The organism is Mesorhizobium sp. M1328 (assembly GCF_040318075.1).
GTDB lineage: Bacteria > Pseudomonadota > Alphaproteobacteria > Rhizobiales > Rhizobiaceae > Mesorhizobium.
The window spans coordinates 106,259-131,959 of record NZ_JAMYLO010000004.1 but is presented as its reverse complement, the minus strand read 5'-3'; the positions used below and the strand labels follow the sequence as shown (position 1 = coordinate 131,959).

24 protein-coding genes are annotated in these 25,701 nt (G+C 64.1%); 7 read left to right on the top strand and 17 right to left on the bottom strand.

Annotation, left to right across the window (positions count from 1 at the left end):
• Nucleotides 1–47: 47 nt before the first annotated feature.
• From biuH to NKH23_RS11940, 4 genes are read right to left on the bottom strand one after another with little or no spacing between them, the layout of a single operon-like run.
• Complete coding sequence (gene biuH, locus NKH23_RS11955) at nt 48–749, bottom strand: biuret amidohydrolase (protein WP_352977317.1); 702 nt, start codon at nt 747–749, stop codon at nt 48–50.
• A 14-nt stretch (nt 750–763) separates the two neighbouring features.
• Nucleotides 764–1,690, bottom strand: a complete 927-nt coding sequence (locus tag NKH23_RS11950) for an ABC transporter permease (protein ID WP_352977316.1) — start codon at nt 1,688–1,690, stop codon at nt 764–766.
• Nucleotides 1,690–2,814: an ABC transporter permease gene (locus tag NKH23_RS11945; protein ID WP_352718128.1), complete on the bottom strand. Its 1,125-nt coding sequence runs from the start codon at nt 2,812–2,814 to the stop codon at nt 1,690–1,692. Before NKH23_RS11945 ends, NKH23_RS11950 begins: the two co-directional genes overlap by 1 nt.
• A gap of 20 nt (nt 2,815–2,834) precedes the next feature.
• Complete coding sequence (locus NKH23_RS11940) at nt 2,835–3,962, bottom strand: BMP family ABC transporter substrate-binding protein (RefSeq protein WP_352718126.1); 1,128 nt, start codon at nt 3,960–3,962, stop codon at nt 2,835–2,837.
• A gap of 322 nt (nt 3,963–4,284) precedes the next feature.
• On the opposite strand from NKH23_RS11940, the gene NKH23_RS11935 reads away from it, so the two are divergent.
• The gene (locus tag NKH23_RS11935) at nt 4,285–4,944 is read left to right on the top strand and encodes a GntR family transcriptional regulator (RefSeq protein WP_352977362.1); all 660 of its coding nucleotides are present in this window, start codon (nt 4,285–4,287) and stop codon (nt 4,942–4,944) included.
• Between the two features lie 3 nt (nt 4,945–4,947).
• Here NKH23_RS11935 and doeB read toward each other — a convergent pair whose 3' ends face one another.
• The 10 genes from doeB to ehuR form a co-directional block, all read right to left on the bottom strand.
• Nucleotides 4,948–5,949, bottom strand: a complete 1,002-nt coding sequence (gene doeB, locus NKH23_RS11930; RefSeq protein ID WP_352977315.1) for a N(2)-acetyl-L-2,4-diaminobutanoate deacetylase DoeB — start codon at nt 5,947–5,949, stop codon at nt 4,948–4,950.
• A 5-nt stretch (nt 5,950–5,954) separates the two neighbouring features.
• A complete protein-coding gene (gene doeA, locus NKH23_RS11925; RefSeq protein ID WP_352977314.1) occupies nt 5,955–7,133 on the bottom strand; it encodes an ectoine hydrolase DoeA in 1,179 nt (392 codons plus the stop codon).
• 38 nt (nt 7,134–7,171) lie between these two features.
• Complete coding sequence (locus NKH23_RS11920) at nt 7,172–8,164, bottom strand: cyclodeaminase (protein ID WP_352913835.1); 993 nt, start codon at nt 8,162–8,164, stop codon at nt 7,172–7,174.
• Nucleotides 8,161–9,153: a hydroxyectoine utilization dehydratase EutB gene (gene eutB / locus NKH23_RS11915; protein WP_352977313.1), complete on the bottom strand. Its 993-nt coding sequence runs from the start codon at nt 9,151–9,153 to the stop codon at nt 8,161–8,163. The genes NKH23_RS11920 and eutB overlap by 4 nt, the downstream gene beginning before the upstream one ends.
• Before the next feature lie 10 nt (nt 9,154–9,163).
• Nucleotides 9,164–9,937, bottom strand: coding sequence for an ectoine utilization protein EutA (eutA, locus tag NKH23_RS11910; RefSeq protein WP_352977312.1), 774 nt, complete (start codon nt 9,935–9,937; stop codon nt 9,164–9,166).
• The gene (ehuD, locus tag NKH23_RS11905) at nt 9,934–10,593 is read right to left on the bottom strand and encodes an ectoine/hydroxyectoine ABC transporter permease subunit EhuD (protein WP_352467665.1); all 660 of its coding nucleotides are present in this window, start codon (nt 10,591–10,593) and stop codon (nt 9,934–9,936) included. Before ehuD ends, eutA begins: the two co-directional genes overlap by 4 nt.
• A gap of 16 nt (nt 10,594–10,609) precedes the next feature.
• A complete protein-coding gene (gene ehuC, locus NKH23_RS11900; protein WP_292659914.1) occupies nt 10,610–11,269 on the bottom strand; it encodes an ectoine/hydroxyectoine ABC transporter permease subunit EhuC in 660 nt (219 codons plus the stop codon).
• Nucleotides 11,270–11,456: 187 nt separating this feature from the next.
• On the bottom strand, nt 11,457–12,308 hold the full coding sequence (gene ehuB, locus NKH23_RS11895; RefSeq protein WP_352587308.1) for an ectoine/hydroxyectoine ABC transporter substrate-binding protein EhuB: 852 nt from the start codon (nt 12,306–12,308) through the stop codon (nt 11,457–11,459).
• Nucleotides 12,309–12,373: 65 nt separating this feature from the next.
• Nucleotides 12,374–13,159, bottom strand: a complete 786-nt coding sequence (ehuA, locus tag NKH23_RS11890; RefSeq protein ID WP_023677199.1) for an ectoine/hydroxyectoine ABC transporter ATP-binding protein EhuA — start codon at nt 13,157–13,159, stop codon at nt 12,374–12,376.
• Nucleotides 13,160–13,281: 122 nt separating this feature from the next.
• Complete coding sequence (gene ehuR / locus NKH23_RS11885; RefSeq protein WP_352977311.1) at nt 13,282–14,667, bottom strand: MocR-like ectoine utilization transcription factor EhuR; 1,386 nt, start codon at nt 14,665–14,667, stop codon at nt 13,282–13,284.
• An 82-nt stretch (nt 14,668–14,749) separates the two neighbouring features.
• On the opposite strand from ehuR, the gene NKH23_RS11880 reads away from it, so the two are divergent.
• The 4 genes from NKH23_RS11880 (at nt 14,750) to NKH23_RS11865 (ending at nt 19,386) form a co-directional block, all read left to right on the top strand.
• Complete coding sequence (locus tag NKH23_RS11880; RefSeq protein WP_352467670.1) at nt 14,750–15,241, top strand: Lrp/AsnC family transcriptional regulator; 492 nt, start codon at nt 14,750–14,752, stop codon at nt 15,239–15,241.
• A 127-nt stretch (nt 15,242–15,368) separates the two neighbouring features.
• The gene (locus NKH23_RS11875; protein WP_352977361.1) at nt 15,369–16,862 is read left to right on the top strand and encodes an NAD-dependent succinate-semialdehyde dehydrogenase; all 1,494 of its coding nucleotides are present in this window, start codon (nt 15,369–15,371) and stop codon (nt 16,860–16,862) included.
• 34 nt (nt 16,863–16,896) lie between these two features.
• Complete coding sequence (locus tag NKH23_RS11870; protein ID WP_353025187.1) at nt 16,897–18,276, top strand: aspartate aminotransferase family protein; 1,380 nt, start codon at nt 16,897–16,899, stop codon at nt 18,274–18,276.
• A 9-nt stretch (nt 18,277–18,285) separates the two neighbouring features.
• Nucleotides 18,286–19,386: an alcohol dehydrogenase family protein gene (locus NKH23_RS11865; protein WP_352913818.1), complete on the top strand. Its 1,101-nt coding sequence runs from the start codon at nt 18,286–18,288 to the stop codon at nt 19,384–19,386.
• A 5-nt stretch (nt 19,387–19,391) separates the two neighbouring features.
• Here the strand turns inward: NKH23_RS11865 and NKH23_RS11860 are convergent, their stop codons facing one another.
• The gene (locus tag NKH23_RS11860; protein WP_352913816.1) at nt 19,392–20,768 is read right to left on the bottom strand and encodes an aspartate aminotransferase family protein; all 1,377 of its coding nucleotides are present in this window, start codon (nt 20,766–20,768) and stop codon (nt 19,392–19,394) included.
• Between the two features lie 167 nt (nt 20,769–20,935).
• Here NKH23_RS11860 and NKH23_RS11855 point away from each other — a divergent pair, with 167 nt between their 5' ends.
• Together NKH23_RS11855 and ftsZ are read left to right on the top strand one after the other, a co-directional pair.
• Complete coding sequence (locus NKH23_RS11855) at nt 20,936–22,054, top strand: NAD(P)/FAD-dependent oxidoreductase (RefSeq protein WP_352977309.1); 1,119 nt, start codon at nt 20,936–20,938, stop codon at nt 22,052–22,054.
• A 220-nt stretch (nt 22,055–22,274) separates the two neighbouring features.
• A complete protein-coding gene (ftsZ, locus tag NKH23_RS11850) occupies nt 22,275–23,282 on the top strand; it encodes a cell division protein FtsZ (RefSeq protein ID WP_352977308.1) in 1,008 nt (335 codons plus the stop codon).
• Between the two features lie 44 nt (nt 23,283–23,326).
• On the opposite strand, the gene NKH23_RS11845 is transcribed toward ftsZ, so the two are convergent.
• Together NKH23_RS11845 and NKH23_RS11840 are read right to left on the bottom strand one after the other, a co-directional pair.
• The gene (locus NKH23_RS11845) at nt 23,327–24,343 is read right to left on the bottom strand and encodes a phosphotransferase family protein (RefSeq protein ID WP_352977307.1); all 1,017 of its coding nucleotides are present in this window, start codon (nt 24,341–24,343) and stop codon (nt 23,327–23,329) included.
• Nucleotides 24,344–24,350: 7 nt separating this feature from the next.
• Nucleotides 24,351–25,592: an acyl-CoA dehydrogenase family protein gene (locus NKH23_RS11840; RefSeq protein ID WP_352977360.1), complete on the bottom strand. Its 1,242-nt coding sequence runs from the start codon at nt 25,590–25,592 to the stop codon at nt 24,351–24,353.
• Nucleotides 25,593–25,701: the final 109 nt, after the last annotated feature.

Genomic DNA, 25,701 nt, shown 5'->3' with positions numbered 1-25,701 from the left:
TGGTCTCGACGCCGACGGCTTTCTTGGCTCCGCTCAAGATCGCCCCCTCACGGCAGTTGCGCGACGAAGGATGCCGAGTTCGACACCGCGCCGAACACGCCGCCCTGCATCTTGATCATCTTGATCGCGGCAAGATGGTTGCCGTAGTCGGTTGCGCCGCAGCAATCCTCCAGCATGACGCATTCGAAGCCGCGATCATTGGCCTCGCGCATCGTCGTGTGGACGCAGACATCGGTGGTGATGCCGGTCAGCACGATGTTTTCGATGCCGCGCTGGCGCAGGATCAGTTCCAGGTCGGTGGCGCAGAACGAGCCCTTGCCCGGCTTGTCGATGATCGGTTCGCCCGCCGCCGGATAGAGGTCGGGGATGATGTCCCAGCCGGGTTCGCCGCGCACCAGGATGCGACCGCAAGGTCCGGGGTCGCCGATGCCGGCATTGATGCGGCGCGAGCGCCAGCGCTTGTTGGCCGGCAGGTCGGCGAGATCGGGCCGGTGGCCCTCGCGCGTGTGGATGATGGTGTAGCCCTTGGCACGCATGGCTGCGAGCACCGACTTGATCGGCCCGATCGGCGCCCGCATCAGCGAAAGATCGTAGCCCATATGATCGACATAGCCGCCCGGCCCACAGAAATCGGTCTGCATGTCGATGATGATCAGCGCCGTATTGTCGGGCCGTAGCTCGCCATTATAGGGCCATGGATAGGGATCGGCATCGATGTAGCGCTGGGTGATCTCGGCTCTGGCGTTCATCGGGAAAACTCCAGTCATTTGGTAATCGACAATTCGCCCGGCGCGCCGGCAAGCGAGCGGCTCGGGGACGAGGTGGCGATCATGATGATGAGCGTGAGGATGTAAGGTGCGGCGTAAAAGAGATAGTAGCCCTGCGTCACCCCGACCGATTGCAGTGCCGGGCCTAGCGCGCCGGCACCGCCGAACAACAGAGCCGCGGCAAAGCAGCCGAGCGGGTTCCAGCGCGCGAAGATGACCAGCGCCACCGCCATGAGCCCCTGCCCCGATGAGATGCGTTCGGTCCAGCTGCCGGGATAATAGAGCGACAGATAGGCGCCGCCGATGCCGGCGAGCGCACCGCCGACGCCTGTCGCAAGCAGGCGCACGGTGTTCGGATTGAGGCCCATGGCGCGCGCCGCATCGGAGCTGTCGCCGACGACGCGCACGATCAGCCCGGCGCGGGTGTTGCGGAAAGCCCACCACAGGAACACGGCAAGTGCCGCCCCGATGAGGAACAGCACATTGACGTTGAGCGCTGCCTGCACCTGCGGAATGTTCGACCAGCCACCGAAGGCGATGGCCGGCAGGTCTGGCGCCGAGGGCTGGATGAACGGCTTGCCGAAGAAGAAGGCGAGACCCGAGCCGAACAGCATCAGCGCGATACCGATGGCGATGTCGTTAACGCCACGGAATTTGCAGATCCAGCCATGGAACAGGCCGAAGCAAAGACCGGCACCGGCGGCGGCCAGCAGGCCGAGCCATGGCGAGCCGGTCATCACAGCGACGGCATAGGCGGTCATTGCGCCGAAGACCAGCGTGCCTTCGAGGCCGAGATTGATGCGGCCGGAACGTTCGGTAATGGCTTCGCCGAGCGAGACGAAGATGAACGGCGTCGAAACGCGGATGGCGCCGCCGAGAATGGCGAGCGGCACGCCCCACAGGCCGATCTCGGTCGCGTCCATCAGGAGCCCCTCTTCCACAGATCGGGATTGAAGACCTTGAAGCGGCCGTAAAAGGTTTCGCTGAACAGGATGACCACGAAGAGCATGCCTTGCAGCACCAGCACTGTGGCGTCGGGCAGATCCATGCGGCGCTGGATCAGCCCGCCCGAAGCGCCGATGCCGCCGAGCAGGAAAGCGACCGGGATGATGGCGAGCGGATTGTGGCGGGCGAGGAAGGCGACGAGGATGCCGGTATAGCCGTAACCGGCGGCGAGCGAGGCGTTGGCGCTGCCTTGCACGGCGCCGACCTCCAGCATGCCGGCCAGCCCGGCAAAGCCGCCGGCCAGCCCGGTGAAGCCGACGATCAGCGGCCCGACGGCAAGCCCTTGCACCTGGGCCGCCCTGACATTGCCGCCGGCGATGCGGGCGGCAAACCCCCAACGCGTCTTTTCGATCAGCAGCCAGGACAGGACGCAGGCGAGAATACCGACGACGAGGCCCCAGTGCACGTCCATGCCGGGAATGTTGCCGATTCGGTAGGCATCCGCCAGCGGCTCGGTCGAGGGTTTGTTGAGCGAGGCCGGATCGCGCAGCGGCCCTTCGACAAGATGGTTCATCAGCGCGATGGCGATATAGGCCATCAGCAGGCTGGAGATGGTTTCGTTGACGGCGCGGTAGTGGCGGAGTGCGCCGACGGCACCGATCCAGATGCCGCCGGCGACCACGCCCGCCGCGCCCATCAGCAGGATGACCAGAAAAGCCGGCGCGCCATTCGCCGCGACGCCGATGGCGGCGGCGGCAACGCCGCCCAGCACGATGGCGCCTTCGCCGCCGATCACGACGAGCCCGAGCCGTGCCGGCAGCGCCACGCAGAGCGCTGCCAGTAAAAGCGGTGCTGCCCGCGACAGCGAGTTCTGGATCGAGAACCACGAGCCGAAGCCGCCGCGCCACATCGTCTCGTAGAGTTGCACCGGCGATTTGCCGACCAGCGCGATGAACACGCTGAACAGCGCCATGCCGACGATCAGCGCCGCGAGCGGTATGACGAAGGCTTCCGCGCGCCGCGCCGCCCATTCGAGCGCCGCCGGATAATTCCTGGCGCCAAACAGCGCCGGTGCGCCCGCAGTGCTGACCGTGTCTGCCATGGCCCCGTCTCCGATCCGGTTCAGGCGGTCGAACCGACGACGCCCTCGACCAGGTAGTCCATGCTTTCGAGTTCGAGCGCGGTCTCGACGAAGGCCTGGCCCTCGGTCGCGACGACGACGCCCTTGTTGCTCTTCAGCGGACCCTTGATGACCGAAAATCCGCCTTTCATCATTTCGGCCAGCGTGCCGTCGAACTGCTTGCGGGCGGCCTCGCCGACGGCGGGGCCGAGCGGGCTCATCTTGACGAAGCCGTCGGCCAGGCCGCCGCGCGTGAAATTGGGCAGCGGCGTGCCGGCCACCAGATCGTCGACGAACATCTTGTAGACCTTGGCCCAGTTCCATTCCGCGCCGGTCAGGTATTTTTCCGGCGCCAGCGGGCTCTGGTTGGCATGATAGCCGCAGACGAAGGCGCCACGCCCGGCCGCCGTCTCGACCACCACCTTGGGGCTGTCGACATGGCAGGTGATGACGTCGGCACCCTGGTCGACCAGCGCATTGGTGGCCTCCGCCTCCTTGACCGCCAGCGACCACTCGCCGGTGAAGATCACCTGGCAGGTGATGGTCGGGTCTACCGAGCGCGCGCCGAGCAGGAAGGAATTGATGTTGAGCAACACCTGCGGGATCGGCTTTGCCGCGACGAAGCCAAGCTTCTTGGTCTTGCTGGTGTGGCCGGCGACGACGCCGTTCAGATACTGGCCCATGCCGATATAGCCGAAATAGGAACCGGCATTCATCGGATGCTTGTCCTTGTTCCACATGCCGCCGCAATGGCGGAACTGCACGTCGGGGAATTTCGCGCACATGGCCAGCATGTGCGGATCGAAATAGCCGAACGAGGTCGGGAAGATCAGCGACGCACCGTCGAGATTGATCATCGATTCCATCGTCTTTTGGACGTCGACCGTCTCCGGCACGTTCTCCTCCTCGACGACGGAGATGCCTTCCATGCCCTTCAGCGTGGCGGCGCCTTCGGCGTGCGCCTGGTTGTAGCCGTAATCGTCCTTTGGCCCGACATAGATGAAGCCGACGGTGGCCGTCGCGGCGAAGGCCCTGCTGATCGGAAACGATGCGGACGCAAGGCCGAGCGCCGCTCCGGCGGCGGAGGTCTTGAGCAGGTCGCGGCGGCTAAGCATGAATCTCTCGGACATTGAATGCTCCCTCTGTGGGGCCTTTGGGGCCGGTTAACACCTCAATGAAAGAAGTGTATGCAATCAGCGTGCCAGTTCTAGAAATGGAATTTATTCCGCAATATCAATGAATGTGCCGATGTGACCTGCACAAAGCCGGAGCAATTGCATACACTTTTTGCCTCCAAAATCGTCAATTTGACATTAAGGCTAAAACATAGGCATACAGAGCTGCGGAGGAATCGAGGCCGGTGCGTGGCTTACGGCTCTAGCGAAAAGACTGGACGGAGGAGACGTGTCGGGAAAGCGCAATTTGATCAGGTCGGGCACGACCGTCGATCAGATGGTGAGGGCGATCAGTGATCGGATCGTCACCGGCTTCCTGCGCCCAGGCGAAAAGCTCGACGAGGCCTCGCTCGCCGCCCGCTTCGACGTCTCACGCACGCCGATCAGGGAAGCGCTCAGCCGGCTCAGCGCCATGGGACTGGTCGAAAGACGGCCCAACCGCGGCGCCACCGTCGCCGTGGTGACGCAGGAGCACCTCGCCTCGATGTTCGAGAGCATGGCCGAGCTTGAAGCGATCTGCGCGCGCTTCTCGGCCGAGCGCATGACGGCCGGCGAGCGCCGCACGCTGGAGGCCGAGCATCAGGCATCGGCGCGCTTGGTGCAGCTCGGGGCCGAAGAAGAGTATGAGCTTTTCAACACCGAGTTCCACACCCGGCTCTATCGCGGCGCCCACAGCAAGCACATTTATGAGTTGACCGTCATGACCCGCGGCCGCCTCGCGCCGTTCCGGCGCGCGCAATTCATGCTGCCCGGGCGGCTGGCCCAGTCCTGGCAGGAGCATGACGCCATCGTCACCGCAATCATGCGCGGCGACAGTGCGGCGGCCGGAACAGCCGCCAAGGATCATGTCTCGATCGTCAGCGAGGCGAGCGCCGTCTTTGCCATCGGCGATCGCCCCAAAGGCAAGGCCGAGCCGTTCCCGACATCGGTTTCCTGACCCTCAATCGACCAACACGGCGACCACGGCGGCACAGTCGCCGGCCTTGACCAGCCCCGGAAAATGCCGCGCCGCCAACAGACCGGACATTTTGGCCCGTATCTCCTGCGGTGCGCCGCCGGTGCGGCCGACGGAATGGACGCGTGCCAGCACCTGGTTTTCTGCCACCGGCTCGCCGAGATCGATCATGGTTTCGATCATCCCGTCGTCCTCGGCGAACGAGAAGCAATCGCCCGATGGCATGTCGAGCCAGCGGGTCGGCTGCATCGCGACCGCGCCGGCGACGATGCCGGCATGGCGCAGCACGTTGAGCACGCCGCGACGCGCGATCCGCACCGTTTCCGCGCGCGAAGTCCCACCGCCGCCGAGCTCGGTGGTGATGAACAGCTTGCCCATCTCCTCAGCGGCGGTGTCGAACATGCCGACCGCGTCGATCTCCAGCATCTTCATCGACCATGGTGCGGAGAACGCTTCGACCGCAGCGAATCCTTTCTCCTCCAATACTTTGTCGGGCCGGATGTGGGCGGCGCAGAACGGCACGAAGTCGAGCGTCTTGCCGCCGGAGTGGAAATCGAGCGCGATGTCTGTACGGGGCAGAAGTTCGCGCTGGAAATAGTCGGCGATCTTCTCGGTCACCGTGCCGTCGGGCCGGCCGGGAAAGCTGCGGTTGAGATTGCCCTTGTCGATGGGCGAGGTGCGGGTGCCGGCGCGGAACGCCGGATAGTTCATCGCCGGCACGATGATGACCGTGCCGCTGACCTGCTTTGGATCGAGCGTGCGGGCGAGATCGTACAGCGCCAGTGGCCCCTCATATTCGTCGCCATGATTGCCGCCTGTGAGCAACGCGGTCGATCCCTTGCCGTTGCGGATCACGCAAATCGGGATCATCACCGATCCCCAGGCCGAATCATCACGGCTGTAAGGCAGCCGCAGGAAACCGTGCTGCACGCCGTCGCGCTCGAAATCGACGGTCGGCGTGATCGGTGATGGGCGAAGGCTGGACATCGGGCTCAACTCTTCACCACCAGCTTGCGCGGCACATTGGCCAGGCACTCGACGCCCGTCTCGGTGATCAGGATGGACTCCGTGATTTCGAGCCCCATCGTCTCCAGCCACAGGCCGGTCATGAAATGGAAGGTCATGCCGGGCTTCAGCTCGGTGCGGTCGCCGGGGCGCAGGCTCATCGTGCGTTCGCCCCAGTCCGGCGGATAGGAAAGCCCGATCGGATAGCCGGTGCGGTTGTCCTTGACGATGCCATATCTCTTCAGGACGGCGAAGAAGGCGTTGGCGATGTCCTCGCATGTGTTGCCGGGCTTGGCGGTGGCAAGTCCCGCCTCCATGCCTTCCAGCGTCGCCTTTTCGGCATCGAGGAATTCCTGCGTCGGCTTGCCGAGGAAAACGGTGCGCGACAGCGGGCAGTGATAGCGGTTGTAGCAGCCGGCGATCTCGAAGAAGGTGCCCTCGCCCGACTTCATCGGCCGGTCGTCCCAGGTCAGATGCGGCGCCGATGCGTCGGCGCCCGACGGCAGCAGCGGCACGATCGCCGGATAGTCGCCGCCGATGCCGTCGACGCCGCGCGTGCCGGCATCATAGATCTCGGCGACCAGGTCGCATTTGCGCATGCCGACTTCGATCTTGTCGACGACGCGCTGGTGCATTGCCTCGACGATGCGGGCGGCTTTGCGCATGTAATCGATTTCGGTCGGGCTCTTCACCGCGCGCTGCCAGTTGACCAGTGCGGTGGCATCGACGAAGCGGGCATTGGGCAGGTGTTTCTGCAGCGACGCGAAGGCAGCGGCCGAGAACCAGTAATTGTCCATCTCGACGCCGATGCTGAGCTTCCCCCAGCCGCGATCGGAGAGCACGCTGGACAGAAAATCCATCGGATGGCGCTCGGTCGACTGCACATAATGGTCGGCATAGCCGACGATGTTGTCGTGCGCGAGATAGGCGGTGCGCTTGGCGCCGTTGGCGTCCTGGCCGCGGCCGTACCACACCGGCTCGCCCGACGGCGGCACGATGACAGCCTGATGCACATAGAACGACCAGCCGTCATAGCCGGTCAGCCAGGCCATGTTGGACGGATCGCTGACGACGAGCAGATCGACGCCCTTGGCCTCCATCGCCTTCCGCGTCTTGGCGAGGCGCTCCGCAAATTCGCCGCGCGAGAATTTCAAATTGGGCTGCATTGTTCTTGGTCCTCGTATGTTGGGCCTTGCGGCCGGTATCAGCTTTCGAAAATCGTACCGGTCTTGGCTGCACGCGCGCGGTCGCGGGCGAGCGTGGCGATCGCCGTGTCCTGCACGCCGGTGCCGGTCAGATCGGCAATGGTGATGTCGCTGGCCGAACGCCGGCCATGCCTTTCGCCGGCGATGATGTGGCCAAGCTCGGTGATCTCGGCATCGGCCGCCATCACGCCCGCCGCGATGGCATGGTGCAGTTCGCCCAGCCGCCGCGTCTGCTTGGCGCTATCGGCGACGTAGAGATCGGCCATGCGCAGGATCGCCGGCGCGATCTCGTTCTTGTGCTCGGCATCCGAGCCCATCGCGGTGATGTGCTGGCCGGCGGAGACGAAGCCGGCCTTGATCAGCGGTTCGGTCGCGGGTGTCGTGGTGACGATAATGTCGGCATCGGCGGCTGCTTTTGCCGCGTCTGGCTCGGCGTGAACGGCGATGCCCAGTCTTTCGGACAATGCGTCCGCCGCGGCTTCGGCCTTGGCGGCATCCCTTGCCCAGATGCGGGCTTCTGTGATTGGCCGCACCAGCATCAGCGCCTCGAGCTGCAGTCCGGCCTGAACACCGGCGCCGAAGATCGCGGCAACGGAGGAGCCCGGACGCGACAGATGTTTGGCGGCGACCGCGCCGGCGGCGGCCGTGCGGATGTCGGTGAGATAGCCATTGTCGAGCAGCAGCGCCTCGACCAGCCCGGTTTTGGACGACAGCAGCACCATCATGCCGTTGACGCTGGGCAGGCCGAGCTTGGGATTGTCGAAGAAACCTGGGCTGATTTTGATCGCAAAACCGTCGATGCCCGGCACATAGGCGGTCTTGACGTCGACCTCGCCGCGATGCTCCGGGATATCGAGCCGCAGGATTGGCGGCATTGCCACCGGCAAGGTAGCGAGCGCGCGAAACGCGTTCTCGACGCAGGCGACGGCATCGAGATCGAGCTTCACGATCTTGCGCAATTCACTTTCGGTGAGGATCGTCATCCGGCTCATGCTGCGCTCTCCGCAATTGCTTCGCCGCAGATGATCTTGCGGTGCAGTGTCATTTCGATGTTGCGACCGGACAGAACGAGCACCGTCGGGCCATTCGCTTTGACCTTGCCGGCAAGCACGGCCGCGATGCCGACCGCGCCGGCGCCTTCGACGATCTCGCGCTCCTGCTCATAGGCATGGCGGATGCCGGTGGCGATCTCGTCCTCGCTGAGCAGGATCACATCGTCGAGCAGGTCGCGGCACATGGAAAAGGTCAGCCGGTTGTCGAGGCCTATGCCGCCGCCAAGCGAGTCGGCCAGCGTCGGCAGTTCCTCGACCAGCACCGGGTGCCCGGCATCAAGGCTTGCCTTCATCGCGGCACCGCGCGCCATCGAAACGCCCACCACCTTCGTCGCCGGGCTGACGCCCTTCACGGCAGCAGCGACGCCAGCCGCCAGCCCACCGCCGGAAAGCGGCACCAGCACAAGGGCGGCATCAGGAACCTGTTCGATGATCTCCAGCCCGAGCGTGCCTTGCCCGGCGACAATGGCGGGATGGTCGAAAGGCGGCAGCATGATCAGCCCGTCTTCGGCGACCAGCCGCTCGACCTCCTGCTGCGCATCGTCCTGGCTGTTGCCGACGATGCGGATCTCGGCGCCAAGCCGGCGGATCTCTTCGAGCTTGTTCTCAGGCACCAGCCGCGACATGCAGATCGTTGCGCGAATACCCTGTAGTTGTGCGGCATAGGCAAGCGCCCGGCCGTGGTTGCCGGTCGAGGCAGCGACGACGCCACGCGCCCTCTCCTCTTCTGTCAGCGAGGCGATGGCGTTCGAGGCACCACGCAGCTTGAAGGCGCCGGTGGTCTGCCGATGTTCGAGCTTGAGATAAACAGCAGCGCCCAAGTGCTGGGAAAGACTCCGGGACGTGACGGTCGGCGTACGCTCGACCTTGCCTGCGATGCGCTGGCGCGCGGCGCGGATATCGGCGAGGCTTATCCTGGACGTGGTCATGGCTCATTAATCAGTTCAGCGGCAGCGTCATGAGACGGCCGAATTCAGGGCGCGGCTCGTCGTCGTCGCAAAGCCGCAGGCAATTCCAGGCCGTCCCCTGGTTGCTGGTGACCACGGGACGGCCGATGGCTTCTTCCATACCGACAACTGCCGCCGCGGACCGCAGCGCCGTGCAGGAGACGAACAGCGCGTCGGCTTGCGGGGCTGTCATCTCGCGGGCCAGATCGACCAAGGATTTCGGCGCAATCCGTGCCATCTCGCGGTCGTCCTCGAAGCCGAGGCAAGTGAAGCTGGCGATCTCGAAGCCATGCTCGGTGAAATAGGCCGCCATCGGCCGGCTGGTCTCGACCGTATAGGGAGTGAGGATGCTGATCGCCCTGGCGCCTAGCGCCTTCAGGCCGCGCACCCCGGCCATCGGCGGCGTGACCACCGGCACGCCGGGCTTGGCGGCCTGCACCGCGGCCTCGATTTCGGCATCGCCGATCACGACGGAAGCCGAGGTGCAGGAATAGCAGATCGCATCGAGCGGCTCGTCGGGGAGGATCAGGGCCGCACCCGCCGTCAGTGACGGCTGCATCTTGCGCAAATTCTCCGGCGTCGTCGGGTTAGCGTAGGGAATACGCGCGACATAGATGCCGATACGATCGCTTGCCACCATGCGGTGAAAATCCGGTTCGCTCGTATGGTCGGTGGCAAGGATGATCAGGCCGACCCGCTTTTCCAGCGGACGCGCATCGAGCGGCGGCCGGGCCGAGTGCAGGCGGATATCGGGTGCAGCGCTCATCGTTCGATCCGCCCATAACGGTGTTCCAGCCAGCGCAGCAGCACCACCGAGAACAGGCTGATGGCGAGGAAGAAGGCGCCGACCAAGGTGATCGGTTCGATATACCGGTAATAGGTATTGGCGACGCTCTTGGCCTGGTTCATCAGTTCCAGCACGGTGATCGCCGACAGCAACGGCGTCTCTTTGAACATGGCGATGAAATAATTGGCAAGCGCCGGGATCATCGGCGGAATTGCCTGCGGAATGATGATGTGCGTCCAGGTCTGCGTGGCGTTCAGGTTGCAGGCCTTGGCCGCTTCCCATTGGCCGCGCGGCACATTGTCGATGCCGGCGCGGTAGACCTCGGCTGTGTAGGTGCCGTAGTGCAGCCCGAGACCGATGACGCCCGCCACCAGCGGCGGCAACAGGACGCCGAAATCCGGCAGCACGTAGAAGATGAAATAGAGCTGCACCAACAGTGGCGTGCCACGGATGAACTCTGCAAGAAAGCCGACCGTGCGCGACAACGCCCTGTTCGGTGACCGGCGCGCCAACGCGATGCCTAGCCCAACGATGGCCGCCAGCACCGAGCCGAGCAGCGTCGCCAGGATGGTGATCTTCACCCCCTCGATCAGCGTCGGCAGGATCTGCCGGACAAAATCCCAATCCCATTCCATTATCAGGCCCGATCCATCATACGCGCACCCCGTCCAGGCCACGCGCCATGCGGCGTTCCAGCGACCGCACGCCCCATGAGATGAGCAGCGCCAGTGCGAAATAGATGACGAGGATGGTGCTGAACGGCACCAGCGTGTTGCCGGTCTGCGAACGCACCACCTGCGCCTGGAAGGTCAGGTCGGCGAGCGAAATCAGCGAAACGACGGCGGTGGCCTTGAGCAGCTCGATGGCGTTGTTGCCGAAGGTCGGCAGCATCACCAGAAGCGCCTGCGGCAGGATGATGTGGCGCATGGCTTGCCAGCGGCCGAGATTGAGCGCGGTGCAGGCCTCATATTGTTCGCGGCCGATAGACTTGATGGCGCCGCGCACCACTTCCGCTGCATAGGCGCCGACATTGAGGCCCAGCGCCAGCACGCCGGCCTGCAGCGGCGTCAGAGAAATGCCGGCAAAAGGCAGCACGAAATAGGCCCAGAACAGCTGCACGAAGATCGAGGTGCCGCGGAAGAACTCGATATAGGCGGTGGCCAGCGCGCGTAGCACGAAAAACCGCGACAGCCGCCCCAGCCCGGCGAGAAAGGCCATGACCAAGGCCAGCACCGACCCCATCAACGTCAATTCGATGGTGACAAGCGCTCCTTGCAAAATCAAGCCGAAATAGCCGGACCATTGGGTCATTGGTCGAAAGGGCTCCGCATTGAATATTTGGCGAGGCGATCACTTCAGCGTCCTTCTCCCCGTTCACGGGGAGAAGATGCCGGCAGGCAGATGAGGGGCAGAGCCAATCTGTCAGAAGCTGGCGTCGCCCCTCATCCGGCCCTTTGGGCCACCTTCTCCCCATCAACGGGGAGAAGGAAGAACGCGCCTACTTCGCCGAGCAGAGCTTGTCGCGGCTCGTCGACATCGCCGCCGCCGCCGAGAAGCCGTAAGGCTCGATGATCTTGGCGAACTCGCCGGACTTCTTCAGTTTCGCCAATTCGACATCATAGGCGTCGCGCAGCGCTTCGTCGCCCTTCTTGAAGGCCGCGCCGTCGCAATAGACCGGCGCACCGACCACCGGCGCGATGACTTCGAGGTTCGGATCATTGGCCTTCTTGACCAGGTCGTTGATCGACAGCACGGGCAGCGAATAGGCATCGATGCGGCCGTCCTGCAGCATCTTCAGGCCGCTCTGGCCGTCCGGCACGACGATGACGCGCTCGCGCGGCACACCTGCGGTGAGCGCCAGCTTTTCCTCTGTGCCGCCACCCGGTGCGCCGATCGTCGCGCTGGTGTCCTTGGCGACATCCTCGTAGCTCTTGAAGCCCTTCGGGTTGCCCTTCTTCACCAGCATCGCCTCGGCGTCGCACAGCACCGGTTCCGAATAGGCGACCGCAGCACAACGTTCCGGCTTCATGAACAGGCCGGCGGTGACGACGTCGAAACGGCCGGCCTGCAAGCCGGGGATCATGGCGCCATATTCCGAGATCGAGGCGACGATATCGTTGACGCCAAGGCGCTTGAAGATCTCACGGGCAACGTCAGGCGCCGCACCCGAAACCTTGCCGTCGGCAGCGACCGCCGTATAGGGCGGCTCGTTGGCGATGGCGACGCGGGCAAAGCCTTGCGCCTTGAGCTCTTCGAGCTTGCTGTCATCGGCCGAGCCGGCCGTCGAGGCAGCCAGCACCGCCGTCAGGGCAATACCGGCGACGCCGGCCAAAATGGCAAATTTCTTCATTGTTCCCAACTCCTTGTTTGTCTGTCTTCTTGGCTTGCTTGAGGCGTCGCCGCCTCGCATGGCAGTCAGACCCGATGTCCGGCCGCAATGATCTTCTTCAGGAAACCTTGCGTGCGCTCCTGTTTGGGATGGCGGAAAATCTCGTCGGGCTTGCCCTCCTCGACTATTCTGCCGCGATCGAAGAACAGCACCCGGTCGGCGAAGTCATGGGCGAAACCCATCTCGTGGGTGACCAGCAGCATGGTCATGTCGGTCTCGGCGGCGAGCTTGCGCATGACGTTGAGCACCTCGTCGACGAGTTCCGGGTCGAGCGCCGAGGTGACCTCGTCGAACAGCATGATCTTCGGCGACAGCGCCAGCGCCCGGGCAATCGCGACGCGCTGCTTCTGTCCGCCGGAAAGCTGCGCCGGCATCGCTTTGGCCTTGTCGACCATGCCGACCATGTCGAGCAGCTCCATCGCCCGCTTCTCGGCGGCGGCCCGCGGCACGCCTTTGGTCAGCATCGGTGCCAGCGTCACATTGTCGATGACGCATTTGTGCGGAAACAGATTGAACAATTGGAAGACCATGCCGATCTTCTGGCGCATTTTTGCCAAGTGCCGTTCATCGGCCGTCAGCAGCCGGCCGTTACGCTCCATGTGGTACAGCTGTTCGCCGTCGACTTGGATGTGGCCGCTGTCGATGCGCTCTAGCGTCATCAGGATGCGCAGGATCGTCGTCTTGCCCGAACCCGATGGGCCGATCAGCGCCAGCTTCTCGCCGGGCATGACCTGCATCGAGAGGCCATCCAGCACCTTGAAGGTGCCGAAGCTTTTCGAAATGCCGTCGATCTTGATGATGGGCGCCGACAATGAATTTCCCGTGCTGGAGAAGCTGTGCCTTTAACGATGCGGATCGCGGCAAATCATGTCAATCAAGAAAATAATATCATGACAATATTTCGGACTCCGCACAATTCCCCGCCAATTGTTGCCTAGATCGCAAGCAGGAGATGCTCGGGATCGCCGAGCAGAAGCTTGGTGACAACGCCGAGACCGGCACGCAGTTCCCCCTCCGTGGTCGAGCCAAGCGAAATCCGCACAGCTGGATGCCAAGGCGTCTGCGAAATGCGAAACGACGTGCCGGGCGCGATCGCCACGCCCTGCAGGCGGGCCTGGGAAACAAAGCTTTCCTCGCCGCGATCATCGGGCAGCCGCAGCCAGACATGCAGCCCGTCGCGATGAGCCCGATAGTCCACTCCGGCGAGCACCTCGGCGGCGATGTCCAGACGCCGCCGCAAAGCCACGCGCTGCCATCGAACGAGTTCCATCGCGGTGCCGTCGGTCACCCATTTGGTGGCGATCTCGGCCACCAGCGGCGTCGCCATCCAGTTCGAGACGAGGTGGCGGTTGGCAACCGCGGCGACATAACGATCGGGCGCCGCGAGATAGCCGATGCGCAGGCCCGGCACCACGATCTTGGTGAAGGAGGTGACGTAGAGCGTGCGCTCGGGTGCAAGCGCCGCGACCGGCGGCGGCCGGTCCTCGACCAACGGGCCGAGGACGTCGTTTTCGATAATGGCGATATCATGCCTGCGCGCAACGGCGGCAATCTGTTCGCGCCGGGCGGCGTCCATCAGCGTCGCCGTAGGGTTGATCACCGAGGGCTGCACGAACACGGCGCGGATGTCCGACAGCCGGCAGGCCTCGTCCAGCGCTTCCGGGATCAGCCCATTGTCGTCGATCGGCAAACCCTCGAGGTTGAAACCGAGATAACGCGCCAGCGGGATCAGTGTGTGATGGCCGATCGCCTCGGTGGCGACGGTCGAACCGGGCGGCGCCACGCTCATCAGCGCCACTGTCATCCCTGCGGTGGCGCCGTTGGTCAGGCTGATGTTCTGCGGCGACGCGTCGAGGCCGCAGAGGCGTAGCCACTCGACACCCACCGCGCGGTGGCGCGGGAACACCATGTTCGGCCTGAACGACAGCGCCGAGCTCGACGGCAGGTTTTCGGCGAGCCAGCCCAGCGCCTGCCTCAGCCGCTCCAGATGCATCGGTTCGCAGACCGGCTTCAGGATGGAGAGGTCGATGACCTCGCCCAGCCGCTCCGGCAGATAGGGCGGCTCCGGCTCGCGGCGCTGTGTCTGCACGAAGCTGCCGCGGCCGACCTCGCCGGACACCAGCCCGCGGCGGATCAGCTCCTCATAGGCGCGGCTGACCGTCTGCACTGAAAGTTTCAGATCGTCGGCCAGTTGCCGGTGCGTCGGCAACCGAGCGCCATTCGCCAGGCGCCCGTCATGGATGGCGCGCGCGAACTGGTCGGCGAGCGATTGATAGGCCGGCCGTCGGATAAGAGCGGGATCTGGTCGCCAAAATGTCATGACTTATTAGAGATCGAAATCAGTGCAATTGACAATCGAAATAATGCGCCATCATGGTGTCCGGCACTGGAAGTGGACGATCATGGCTGCAGCGAAACTCGATCCGATCGACCTGAAAATCCTCGACGCCATCCAGCGCGACGGGCGCATCACCAAGCTGGCGCTGGCCGAGAAGGTCGGCCTGTCGCCGACGCCTTGCTGGATGCGGCTGCGCAAGCTGGAAAAGGCCGGCATCGTCTCGGGCTACCATGCCAGGATCGCCATGCGCGCCATCGCGCCGGTCGCCACCGTGCTGATGGAGGTGACGCTTGCCAGCCACCGCCAGGCCGATTTCGACCGTTTCGAGCGCGTCATCCGCGACATCCGCGAGATCGTCGCCTGCTGGTCTGTCGGCGGCGGCGTCGATTACCTGCTGAAAGTCATGGCGCGCGACATCGACGCCTATCAGCGGCTGGTCGACACTCTGCTCGAGCGCGAGATCGGCATCGACCGCTATTTCACCTATATCGTCACCAAGACGGTGAAGGAGGAGAGTGTGCTGCCAGTGGCGGATCTGTTGCCGGCATCTTCCTGATACCGGAGAGATCGTCTGGCTGGGCAGGGCAATAGAGACAATCTCTCTACGTGCAGGCACGCAAACAGCCTCTCTGTTTGCGCGGCAGAGATAGTCTTGCGGCATCACCCGAACCGGGAGCCCGATGATGTCCGCACATTTTGCCCGCTCGCACCGCCATGAAGCGCTTGATCGCCTTGCCGACCGACGGCTGCTGCGCGAGCTCGCCTATGTCGACGGCCACTGGACGGCAAGCGAGACCGCGGAGAGTTTCGAGGTGACCGATCCGGCCACCGGATCCACCGTCGCTTTTGTTGCCGCGCTCGATGCCCGGCAGACGACATTGGCGATCGATGCGGCATCGCGCGCCTTTCCTGCCTGGCGCGCATTGCTGCCGCAGGAACGGTCGAAAATCTTGCGCAAATGGTTCGATCTGATCGTCGCCGCCAAAAATGACCTGGCTCTGCTGATGACGCTCGAACAAGGCAAGCCGCTGAAGGAATCGCTCGGCGAGATCGACTATGCCGCCTCTTTTGTCGAATGGTATGCCGAGGAGGCCAAACGCCTCAACGCCGAAAGCGTCACCAGTCATCTGCCAAACGCTGAGATGATGGTGCGGCGCGAACCGCTTGGTGTCGTCGGCGTCGTCACGCCGTGGAATTTTCCAGCTGCGATGCTGACCCGCAAGGCGGCGGCCGCCCTCGCCGCCGGCTGCACCATCGTCGCGCACCCCTCGTCGGAAACGCCGCTGTCGGCACTGGCCCTAGCCGAGCTTGGCGAGCGCGCTGGCGTGCCGGCTGGCGTCTTCAACGTTCTCACCGGCAAGGCTTCGACCATCGTTGGGCGGATGTGCGAAGATCCGCGCGTCCGCGCCATGAGCTTCACCGGCTCGACCGAGATCGGCAGGTTGATCGCCGCGCAGAGTGCGCCGACGATGAAGCGTCTGGTGATGGAACTCGGCGGTCATGCGCCGCTGATCGTCTTCGCCGACGCAGATCTCGACAAGGCTGTGGCCATTGCGGTCGACGCCAAATTCGCCACCTCCGGCCAGGACTGCCTCGCCGCCAACCGCATCTATGTCCAGCGTCCGATATACGATCGGTTCTGCGCTGCTTTCGCCAGACGCGTCGAGGCATTGCGGGCCGGCAATGGCCTCGCTGACGGCACTGAAATCGGACCCTTGATGCACGAACGCGCGGTCAAGAAGGTCGAGGAGCAGGTGGCCGATGCGCTCGCCAAAGGCGCGCGTTGCCTGACCGGCGGCAAGCGTCATCCGGCCGGGCCGCTGTTTTACCAGCCGACCCTGCTCGCCGATGTTGGAGACGACGCTTTGATCATGCGCGAGGAGACCTTCGGTCCGGTTGCGGCAGTGACGCCTTTCGACCGCGAAGAGGAAGTCGTCGCCCGCGCCAATGCGACAGAATACGGCCTGGTTGCCTATGTCGTGACTGAGAATGGCGGTAGGCAATTGCGCATCGGCCGCGCACTCGACTATGGCATGGTCGCCATCAACCGCGTCAAGATCACCGGCGCGCCGGTCCCGTTCGGCGGCGTCAAGCAGTCCGGCATCGGCCGGGAGGGCTCGCGTCACGGGCTCGAAGCCTTTACCGATCTCAAATATCTCTGCCTCGACGTAGCGTGAGCCGCGCCGACACATTTTCCTCAGGAGTAGAAAAATGCTCGACCAGTCAAACGAACTCGCCGCCTGGGATCGCGATCACTTCTTCCATCCCTCGACCCATATGGGCACCCACGCGCGTGGCGAGAGCCCGACGCGTGTGATCGCCGGTGGCGAAGGCGTCACCATCTGGGACAACAACGGGCGCAAGAGCATCGATGCCTTCGCCGGGCTCTATTGCGTCAATGTCGGCTATGGACGCCAGAAGATCGCCGACGCGATCGCCGCACAGGCCAAGAACCTCGCCTATTATCATGCCTATGTCGGGCACGGCACCGAGGCGTCGATCACGCTTTCCAAGATGATCATCGACCGCGCGCCGCAAGGCATGTCGAGGGTCTATTTCGGCCTCTCCGGTTCCGACGCCAACGAAACCAACATCAAGCTGATCTGGTACTACAACAACGTGCTCGGCCGGCCGGAGAAGAAGAAGATCATCTCGCGCTGGCGCGGCTATCACGGCTCCGGCATCATGACCGGATCGCTGACCGGCCTCGACCTGTTCCACAACGCCTTCGACCTGCCGCGTGCGCCGGTCCTGCACACCGAGGCGCCCTACTATTTCCGCCGCGCCGACCGCTCGCTGAGCGAGGAGCAGTTTTCGCAATACTGCGCCGACAAGCTCGAGGAGATGATCCTCGCCGAAGGGCCGGAAACGGTCGCCGCTTTCATCGGCGAGCCGATCCTCGGCACCGGCGGCATCGTGCCGCCGCCGGCCGGCTACTGGGAGAAGATCCAGGCGGTGCTGAAGAAGTACGACGTGCTTTTGATCGCCGATGAAGTGGTCACCGGCTTCGGCCGATTGGGTACCATGTTCGGCTCCGACCACTACGGCATCAAGCCCGACCTGATCACCATCGCCAAGGGCTTGACCTCGGCCTATGCGCCGCTCTCCGGCGTCATCGTCTCAGACAAGGTCTGGCAGGTGCTGGTGCAGGGTTCCGACAAGCTCGGCTCGCTCGGCCATGGCTGGACCTATTCGGCGCATCCGATCTGCGTGGCCGCCGGCGTCGCCAACCTGGAACTGATCGACGAGATGGACCTGGTGCGGAACGCTGGCGAGACCGGCGCCTATTTCCGCGCCGAGCTGACGAAAGCCGTCGGTGGCCACAAAAACGTCGGCGAGGTACGCGGCGACGGCATGCTGGCGGCAATCGAGTTCGTCGCCGACCGGGACGACCGCGTCTTCTTCGACGCGTCGCAAAAGATCGGACCGCAGATCGCGACCGCGCTTGCGGCAAGCGGCGTCATCGGCCGCGCCATGCCGCAGGGCGACATTCTCGGTTTCGCGCCGCCGCTCTGCCTGACGCGGGAAGAGGCCGACATCGTCGTCTCCAAGACGGCCGATGCGGTGAAGAGCGTGTTTGCCAACATCTGAAGAACCGACATGAATGCCATGACCAAGACCATCCCCGCCACCATGGCCGCCGTGCAGTTGATCGGTCACGGCGGACCGGAAAAGCTCGTCTACCGCACCGACGTCAAAGTACCTTCGCCCGCTCTGGGCGAGGTGCTGGTCAAGGTCACCGCTTGCGGCATGAACAACACCGATGTCTGGGTGCGCCAGGGCGCCTATGGCACTGAGGAGGATGCCGCGGCCGTGTCGACCTGGCGCCGCCAAGGCAACACGCTGACCTTCCCGCGCATCCAGGGCACCGACACGGTCGGCAACATCGTTGCCGTCGGCGACGGCGTGTCGCCGGCCCGCATCGGCGAGCGGGTGATGGTCGATTTCTCCATCTATAATCGTGACGACGATTCATTGGCCGACATCGACTATATGGGCCATGGCCGCGACGGCGGCTATGCCGAATACCAGACAGTGCCTGCCGAGAACGCCCGTATCGTCGACACCGACCTGACCGACGTCGAACTTGCCACATTCTGCTGCGCCTATCTCACCGGCGAGCAGATGTTGGAACGCGCCGCATTGAAGGCCGGCGAGCGCGTGCTGGTCACCGGCGCGTCGGGCGGCGTCGGCTCCGGCATCGTGCAGTTGGCGCGGGCGCGCGGAGCCATCCCCTATGCCGTCGTCGGCAAGGGCAAGGAACAGGCGGTGCTCGACGTCGGCGCCGAAGCGGTTATCACCCGTGGCGTGGCTGACCTGCCGGCTGCGGTAAACGAGGCGACTGGCGGCCAGCCGATCGACGTGGTTGCCGACCTCGTCGGCGGCGCGATCTTCAATGACCTCTTGCGCATCCTCAGGCCCGAAGGCCGCTACACCACCGCCGGCGCGATTGCCGGGCCGGTCGTGCAGCTCGATCTGCGCACCATGTATCTGAAGCAGCTGCAATTGCATGGCTCCAGCCAGGGCACGCGACACGATTTCCGCCGCATCGTCCGCTACATCGAGGAGAAGAAGATCCGGCCGCTGGTCGGCGGCGTCTACAAGCTATCCGATTTCCACCGCGCCCAGGCGGATTTCATCGCCAAGGATTTCGTCGGCAAGCTGGTGGTCGTGCCGGATGCGGTCGGCGTCGCTAAATAGCGCGATCAGCTCTGCGATCGGACCTGCTTGGCGGCAGCCTCGAGCGACCGTTCAAACGCGTCGATCACCTGGTCGACCTGCGGCTCGGTGATGATCAGCGGCGGGCAGAAAGCCAGCGCATCGCCCATATTGCGCGAGATGACGCCGTTCTGTTGCATGAAGCCGTTGACGAGCCCGCCCAAGGCACCAACCGTGCCCCACGGCGCCCTGTTCGCCTTGTCGCCGACCAGCTCGACCGCTGCGATCAGGCCGATGCCGCGCACCTCGCCGACAAGCGGATGCGAAGCGAGCGTGCGCAGCCGCTTCTGCATATGCGCGCCGACCGCACGCGCATTGCCGACAAGGTCGCGCTCCTCGATCAGCTTCAGGTTCTCGATCGCGACCGCAGCTGCAACGGGATGGCCGCCGCCGGTGAAGCCGTGGCCGAACGTGCCGATACGATTGCTTTCGTCGGCGATCGGCGCGAATACCTTGTCGTTGATCAGCAAGGCCGAGATCGGCAAATAGGACGAAGAGATCTGTTTCGACAGCACCATGATGTCGGGCCTGATGCCGAAGATCTGCGAGCCGAACATCTCGCCTGTTCTGCCGAAGCCGCAGATCACCTCGTCGGCGACGAGCAGGATGTCGTATCTCGACAGCACCGCCTGTATCTTCTCCCAGTAGCCGGCCGGCGGAACGATGACGCCGCCGGCACCCATGATCGGTTCGCCGAAGAAGGCGGCGATCGTTTCCGGTCCTTCGGCGAGGATCAGCTTTTCCAGCTCGTCGGCGAGCCGTGTCGAAAACTGCTCTTCGTGTTCACCCGGCAGCGCCTCGCGCCAATGGTGTGGCGTCGAGGTGTGCAGTACATTGGCGATCGGCAGATCGAACGAAATGTGGTTGTTGGGCAGTCCGGTCAGGCTCGCCGAGGCGATGGTGACGCCGTGATAACCCTTCTTGCGGCTGATGATCTTCTTGCGTGCCGGCTGGCCGAGCGCATTCGATCGGTACCAGATCATCTTCATGGCCGTATCGTTGGCCTCGGAGCCGGAATTGGTGAAATACGCCTTGCTCATCGGCACCGGCGCCATCTGCACCAGTCTCTCGGCGAGATCGATCAGCGGCGAATGCGATTTGGAGCCGAAATCGTGATAGTAAGGCAGCTTCGACATTTGCCGTACCGCCGCATCGACCAGCCGCTTCTCCGAAAAACCGACCGCGACGCTCCAAAGCCCGGCCATCGCCTCGATATAGCGGTTGCCGGCAAGGTCCTCGACATAGATGCCGTCGCCCTTCTCGATGACGAGCGGCCCCGACTCCTGATGCTTGCGCGCATTCGTATAGCCATGCATGTGAAAGCTTATGTCGCGGGCTTCGGGAGAATTCGGTCGTGCGTCCATGATGGCTCCTGTGCTGCACGCGGAAACAGTCCTGCCGCCGGTCCGGCTCGGCAGGTCCCCGCGCATTATGCCGTTTGATGCATCTTTCTCGAACGGTATAGTGTCAAGCGCTTTCGACAGGGCCAGCGGATGGATGGACGCATGCAGAACTTCGGCTTGACCTGACCGTGGACCATGTCGACTGCATTGTCGCCGGCGCCGGCGTTGTTGGCCTGGCGATCGCGCGAGAGATGGCGCAGCGCGGCATCGATACGCTGGTCCTGGAAGCCGAGAGCGCTATCGGCACCGGGACAAGTTCGCGCAATTCCGAGGTCATCCATGCCGGCCTCCACTATCCGGTTGGATCGGTGAAGGCCCGGCTCTGCGTGGCGGGCCGGGAAAGACTCTATCGCTATTGCGAGGAGCGGGCGATCCCACACGCGCGCTGCGGCAAGCTCATCGTCGCCACGAATGCCGAACAGGAGCCGGTGCTCGCCTCAATCCGGGCCAATGCACGCGCTTGCGGCGCCGGCGACCTGGTGCCCTTGAGCGAAGCCGAGGCGCATGCGCTGGAGCCCGGCCTTAAGTGTACGGCGGCGTTGCTGTCGCCCGCCACCGGTATCATCGACAGCCATGCCCTGATGCTTGCCTTGCTGGCTGATGCCGAGGCGCACGGGGCGGCACTCAGCCTCAACACCCGCGTCGCTTCCGGCCGCATCGAAGCGGGCCGCGTCGTGCTCGAGACGGTGGACGCTACCGGCGGCGAGCGCTTCGAGATCGCCACTCCGCGCTTCGTCAATGCCGCCGGGCTTGGCGCCGCAGCGCTTGCCGGTTCGCTTGAAGGGCTCGATCAGCAATTCGTGCCAAAGCTCCATTATGCCAAGGGCAACTATTTTTCGGTGGCCGGCCGGGCGCCCTTCTCGCGATTGGTCTATCCAGTGCCCGAACCCGGCGGGCTCGGTGTTCATCTGACGCTCGATCTCGACGGCGTCACCCGCTTCGGGCCGGACGTCGAATGGACCGATCAACTCGACTATCGCGTCGACCCAGCTCGTGGCGAGCGCTTCTACAGCGAGATCCGCAAATACTGGCCGGACCTGGCCGATGGCAGCCTGCAACCCGCTTACAGCGGCATCCGGCCAAAACTGTCCGGTCCCGGTGAGGCCAATGCCGACTTCGTCATCCAGGACGTGGCGGTGCACTGCGTGGATAGCCTGGTCAACCTGTTCGGCATCGAAAGCCCCGGCCTGACCTCCTGCCTGGCGATTGCCGACCATGTCGCGCAGCGCCTCGCTCAGAAGTTGTAGTGTGCGGCGCCCCGCGCTCGATGTGCACTGTATCAGGGCGCATTGCGAGAACTTTCAGACGCAAGTCGCTCATGAGGCACATCGCGCACTTGCAGCCCGCTTCGCGCTCTGATTCCCTGCGTGGTGGGCTGTCCTGATTCGCACTGCCCGGTTCAAAGTTTTCGCAGTGCGCCCGGGACAAGCTTCCAGCGACCACTCGGCGTATCCAGGGAGAACGGCAATGAACACCGCGACGAGGCCGGTAATCTCGGAGATGAGGCCCAAGATCACCGTCGTCGGGGTCGGCGGCGGCGGCGGCAACGCCGTCAACAACATGATCGCCGAAGGCCTGCAGGGCGCGGAATTCATCGTCGCCAACACCGACGCCCAGGCCCTTGCCATGTCGAAGGCAACGAGGCTGATCCAGTTGGGCGCTCATATCACCGAAGGTCTCGGCGCCGGGTCCCTGCCCGAGGTCGGCCGTGCCGCGGCCGTGGAATCCATCGACGAGATCATGGATCACCTTGCCGGAACGCATATGTGCTTCGTGACCGCCGGTATGGGAGGCGGAACCGGCACCGGTGCCGCGCCTGTTATAGCGCAGGCAGCGCGGGCAGCCGGAATACTGACCGTCGCCGTCGTTACCAAGCCATTTGTCTTCGAAGGCAGGCGCCGCATGTACGCTGCCGATGAGGGCATCGAGCGCCTGCGCGAAAGCGCCGATACCGTCATCGTCATCCCCAACCAGAACCTGTTCAGGATCGCCGACGCCAGAACCACGTTCGCCGACGCGTTCGCCATGGCCGACCGGGTTCTCTATGCGGGCGTCGGCTGCATCACCGATCTGATCGTCAAGGAAGGCCTGATCAATCTCGACTTCGCCGATGTAAAGTCGGTGATGCGCGACATGGGCCGCGCCATGATGGGTACAGGCGAGGCTGCCGGAGAAGGCCGCGCCAAGAAGGCGGCGGAAGCGGCAATCGCCAACCCGCTGCTCGACGAAGCTTCGATGATGGGCGCCAAGGGCGTCCTTGTCTCGATATCGGGCGGCATGGACATGACGCTGTTCGAGGTCGATGAAGCGGCTACCCGCATCCGCGAGGAGGTCGACAACGATGCCGACATCATCGTCGGCGCCATCTTCGACAAGGCACTCGCCGGAAAATTCAGGGTATCGGTCGTGGCGACCGGCCTGCGGCGTGGCCTGGACATTCCACTGCTGGCCGAACCGGAAGTTCGCATGAACTGAACGCGTATCGCGTGCGGCTCGCTCAACTGATTGCCAGCCTCGCGTCACCAGGGCCGCGCGCCGTCGATGACTTCCATGGCGCGTGCAGCAAAACGGCCGGCCAGCGGTGCCACATCCGCCGCATCGGCCGCAACCGCGCTGCCGGCCAGCACGCGGTCGGCGATGCCGACGAAGATCACTGCAAAGCGGAACATGGCAAACACCAGATGGAACCGCCGCAGCGGCGCCGTCGGCATGGCGTGGGCGAAGTAATGGTCGAGGAATTCGCGTTGTGTCGGAATCCCGAGGGCTGCCTGATCGAAGCCGAGGATGCCGCCATATTCGTCTGATGAGGAATGCCAGGGCATCGAGCAAAAGCCGAGATCGGCAAGCGGATGGCCGAGCGTCGATAACTCCCAGTCGAGTATGCCGATCACCTCGGGCCGCTCAGGATGGAAGATGAGATTGCCGAGACGGAAGTCGCCATGCGCGATCGAGACGCGGCCGTCGTCTGGCGGAAGATGTCGCGGCAGCCATTCGGCTACGGCTTCGAGCGCGGCGATGCGGTCGCTCGGCGATTCCCGCAACTGTCTGGTCCAGCGCGCAATCTGTCGTTCGAAGTAATTTCCTGGCCGGCCGTAGTCGCCGAGCCCGATCTCTTCCGGCCGGACGGCGTGCAGCTTCGCCAGCGCCTCGGCCATGCCGAAATAGACGCCGCGCCGCTCGTCCCGCGCCAGTCCCGGCAACGCGCCATCGTGGAACACCCGGCCGTCGAGCCGCTGCATCAGATAGAACGGCGTGCCGAGCGGCTCGTCGCCGTCGTGAAAGAGCAGCGGCCGCGGCACCGGCACGTTTGTCGACGCTAGCGCCGCGATCACCCGGTACTCGCGATCGACGGCATGAGCGCCGCGCAGGATCGGTCCCGGGGGTTTCTTGCGCAGCACCATGCGGCGGCCGCCATAGTCGACGAAATAGGTCGGATTGGATTGGCCGCCGACGATCCGCTCAAGCGACATTTGGCCATCGCCAAAACGCGCTCTCAGAAAATCCTCCAGGCGTGCTGGATCGAAATCCATCCTCATTGCCGGCTCAGCGGTTCCCGCCGCGACGTGTTTCGTCTTGCATGCCGGTTTCGACATGCCAGTGCCAGAAGCCTGTACCTTCCTCGTTGAGGAAGCGATTGAGCACCATCTTGTGGACCTCGTCGGCGCCGTCGACCAGGCGAGCCTGGCGGGCATAGCGGTAGATCCATTCGAGCACAGTGTCTTTCGAATAGCCGCGGGCGCCGTTGATCTGGATCGCCACGTCGGCGGCGTCATGCAGCACATTGGCGACCTGGATCTTGGCCATGGAAACCTCCTTGCGGGCAAAGCCACCGCGATCGAGCTCCCAGGCCGCCTTCATCACCAGCAGCCGCCCGATCTCGATGCGCATGGCAAGGTCGCCGAGCATCAGCTGGATACTCTCGCGGTCGGCCAAAAGCTGCCCGAAACCGCTACGCTCGGCGGCATAGGCGCGTGCGATTTCAATGCAGCGCTTGGCAAGGCCAAGCCAGCGCATGCAATGGGTGAGCCGCGCCGGACCGAGCCGGACCTGGGTAACCATGAGGCCGCGGCCTTCGCCGGCAAGCACATCCTCGACCGGGACTTCAAGTCCGTCGAATTCCAGCTCGCAATGGCCCCCATGCTCTTCCGGTCCCATGATCTCGATGCGCCGCAGGATCCGCCAGCCCGGCTGGTCCTTGTGGAACAGCAAGGCCGAAAGGCCGTGACGCGGATCGTTCGACGTGCGCGCTATGAGAATGAAGTGGCTCGCCTCTTGCGCCCCGGTGATGAACCATTTGCGGCCTTTGACGACATATCTGTCGCCACGCCGTTCGGCTCTGGTCATGATCATCGACGGGTCGGAGCCGCCGCCCGGATGCGGTTCCGTCATTGCGAAAGCCGAACGCACCTTGCCCTCGACGATCGGTTTCAGCCATCTTTGCTTCTGCTCCGGCGTCCCCAGCCGTTCCAGCACCATCATGTTGCCGTCGTCGGGGGCCGCGGAATTGAACACGACTGGACCGAAGATCGAGCGGTTCATCTCTTCATAGCAGACGGCCATATCCACCTTCGAGAGGCCGGCCCCGCCGGTCTCGGGTTTCAGCTGCAGGCACCACAGGCCGGCTGCTTTCGCCTTGCCCCGCAGCGTTTCGAGCAGCGGCAGTGCGATATTGCCATGGCCGTCATAGGAAGCCTTGTCTGCCTCGAGCGACAGGATTTCGCGCTCGACGAAGTCGGCGATCCGGCTGCGGAAGGCCTCGGTGTGGACGGAAATGTCGAAATTCATGGCGCTCACAAGGATGAAACGAGATGCCGCCATCGGCTCCGATGGTCGCGCCGGTAGTGTAACTGCCGTCGTTGACTGGGAGCAACAGCAGTGCGCCGGCCGTTCCTTG

Excerpts from the sequence above, each read along its gene's own strand:
- NKH23_RS11945 (WP_352718128.1), bottom strand. The coding sequence starts at position 2,814 with ATGGCAGACACGGTCAGCACTGCGGGCGCACCGGCGCTGTTTGGCGCC.
- NKH23_RS11935 (WP_352977362.1), top strand. The coding sequence starts at position 4,285 with ATGGTGAGGGCGATCAGTGATCGGATCGTCACCGGCTTCCTGCGCCCA.
- ehuB (WP_352587308.1), bottom strand. The coding sequence starts at position 12,308 with ATGAAGAAATTTGCCATTTTGGCCGGCGTCGCCGGTATTGCCCTGACG.
- eutA (WP_352977312.1), bottom strand. The coding sequence starts at position 9,937 with ATGAGCGCTGCACCCGATATCCGCCTGCACTCGGCCCGGCCGCCGCTC.
- ehuC (WP_292659914.1), bottom strand. The coding sequence starts at position 11,269 with ATGACCCAATGGTCCGGCTATTTCGGCTTGATTTTGCAAGGAGCGCTT.
- biuH (WP_352977317.1), bottom strand. The coding sequence starts at position 749 with ATGAACGCCAGAGCCGAGATCACCCAGCGCTACATCGATGCCGATCCC.
- NKH23_RS11860 (WP_352913816.1), bottom strand. The coding sequence starts at position 20,768 with ATGGACGCACGACCGAATTCTCCCGAAGCCCGCGACATAAGCTTTCAC.
- eutB (WP_352977313.1), bottom strand. The coding sequence starts at position 9,153 with ATGACCACGTCCAGGATAAGCCTCGCCGATATCCGCGCCGCGCGCCAG.
- NKH23_RS11940 (WP_352718126.1), bottom strand. The coding sequence starts at position 3,962 with ATGTCCGAGAGATTCATGCTTAGCCGCCGCGACCTGCTCAAGACCTCC.
- NKH23_RS11865 (WP_352913818.1), top strand. The coding sequence starts at position 18,286 with ATGAATGCCATGACCAAGACCATCCCCGCCACCATGGCCGCCGTGCAG.
- doeA (WP_352977314.1), bottom strand. The coding sequence starts at position 7,133 with ATGCAGCCCAATTTGAAATTCTCGCGCGGCGAATTTGCGGAGCGCCTC.
- ehuR (WP_352977311.1), bottom strand. The coding sequence starts at position 14,667 with ATGACATTTTGGCGACCAGATCCCGCTCTTATCCGACGGCCGGCCTAT.
- NKH23_RS11870 (WP_353025187.1), top strand. The coding sequence starts at position 16,897 with ATGCTCGACCAGTCAAACGAACTCGCCGCCTGGGATCGCGATCACTTC.
- NKH23_RS11880 (WP_352467670.1), top strand. The coding sequence starts at position 14,750 with ATGGCTGCAGCGAAACTCGATCCGATCGACCTGAAAATCCTCGACGCC.
- NKH23_RS11845 (WP_352977307.1), bottom strand. The coding sequence starts at position 24,343 with ATGAGGATGGATTTCGATCCAGCACGCCTGGAGGATTTTCTGAGAGCG.
- ftsZ (WP_352977308.1), top strand. The coding sequence starts at position 22,275 with ATGAACACCGCGACGAGGCCGGTAATCTCGGAGATGAGGCCCAAGATC.
- NKH23_RS11950 (WP_352977316.1), bottom strand. The coding sequence starts at position 1,690 with ATGGACGCGACCGAGATCGGCCTGTGGGGCGTGCCGCTCGCCATTCTC.
- NKH23_RS11875 (WP_352977361.1), top strand. The coding sequence starts at position 15,369 with ATGTCCGCACATTTTGCCCGCTCGCACCGCCATGAAGCGCTTGATCGC.
- doeB (WP_352977315.1), bottom strand. The coding sequence starts at position 5,949 with ATGTCCAGCCTTCGCCCATCACCGATCACGCCGACCGTCGATTTCGAG.
- NKH23_RS11840 (WP_352977360.1), bottom strand. The coding sequence starts at position 25,592 with ATGAATTTCGACATTTCCGTCCACACCGAGGCCTTCCGCAGCCGGATC.
- ehuD (WP_352467665.1), bottom strand. The coding sequence starts at position 10,593 with ATGGAATGGGATTGGGATTTTGTCCGGCAGATCCTGCCGACGCTGATC.
- NKH23_RS11920 (WP_352913835.1), bottom strand. The coding sequence starts at position 8,164 with ATGAGCCGGATGACGATCCTCACCGAAAGTGAATTGCGCAAGATCGTG.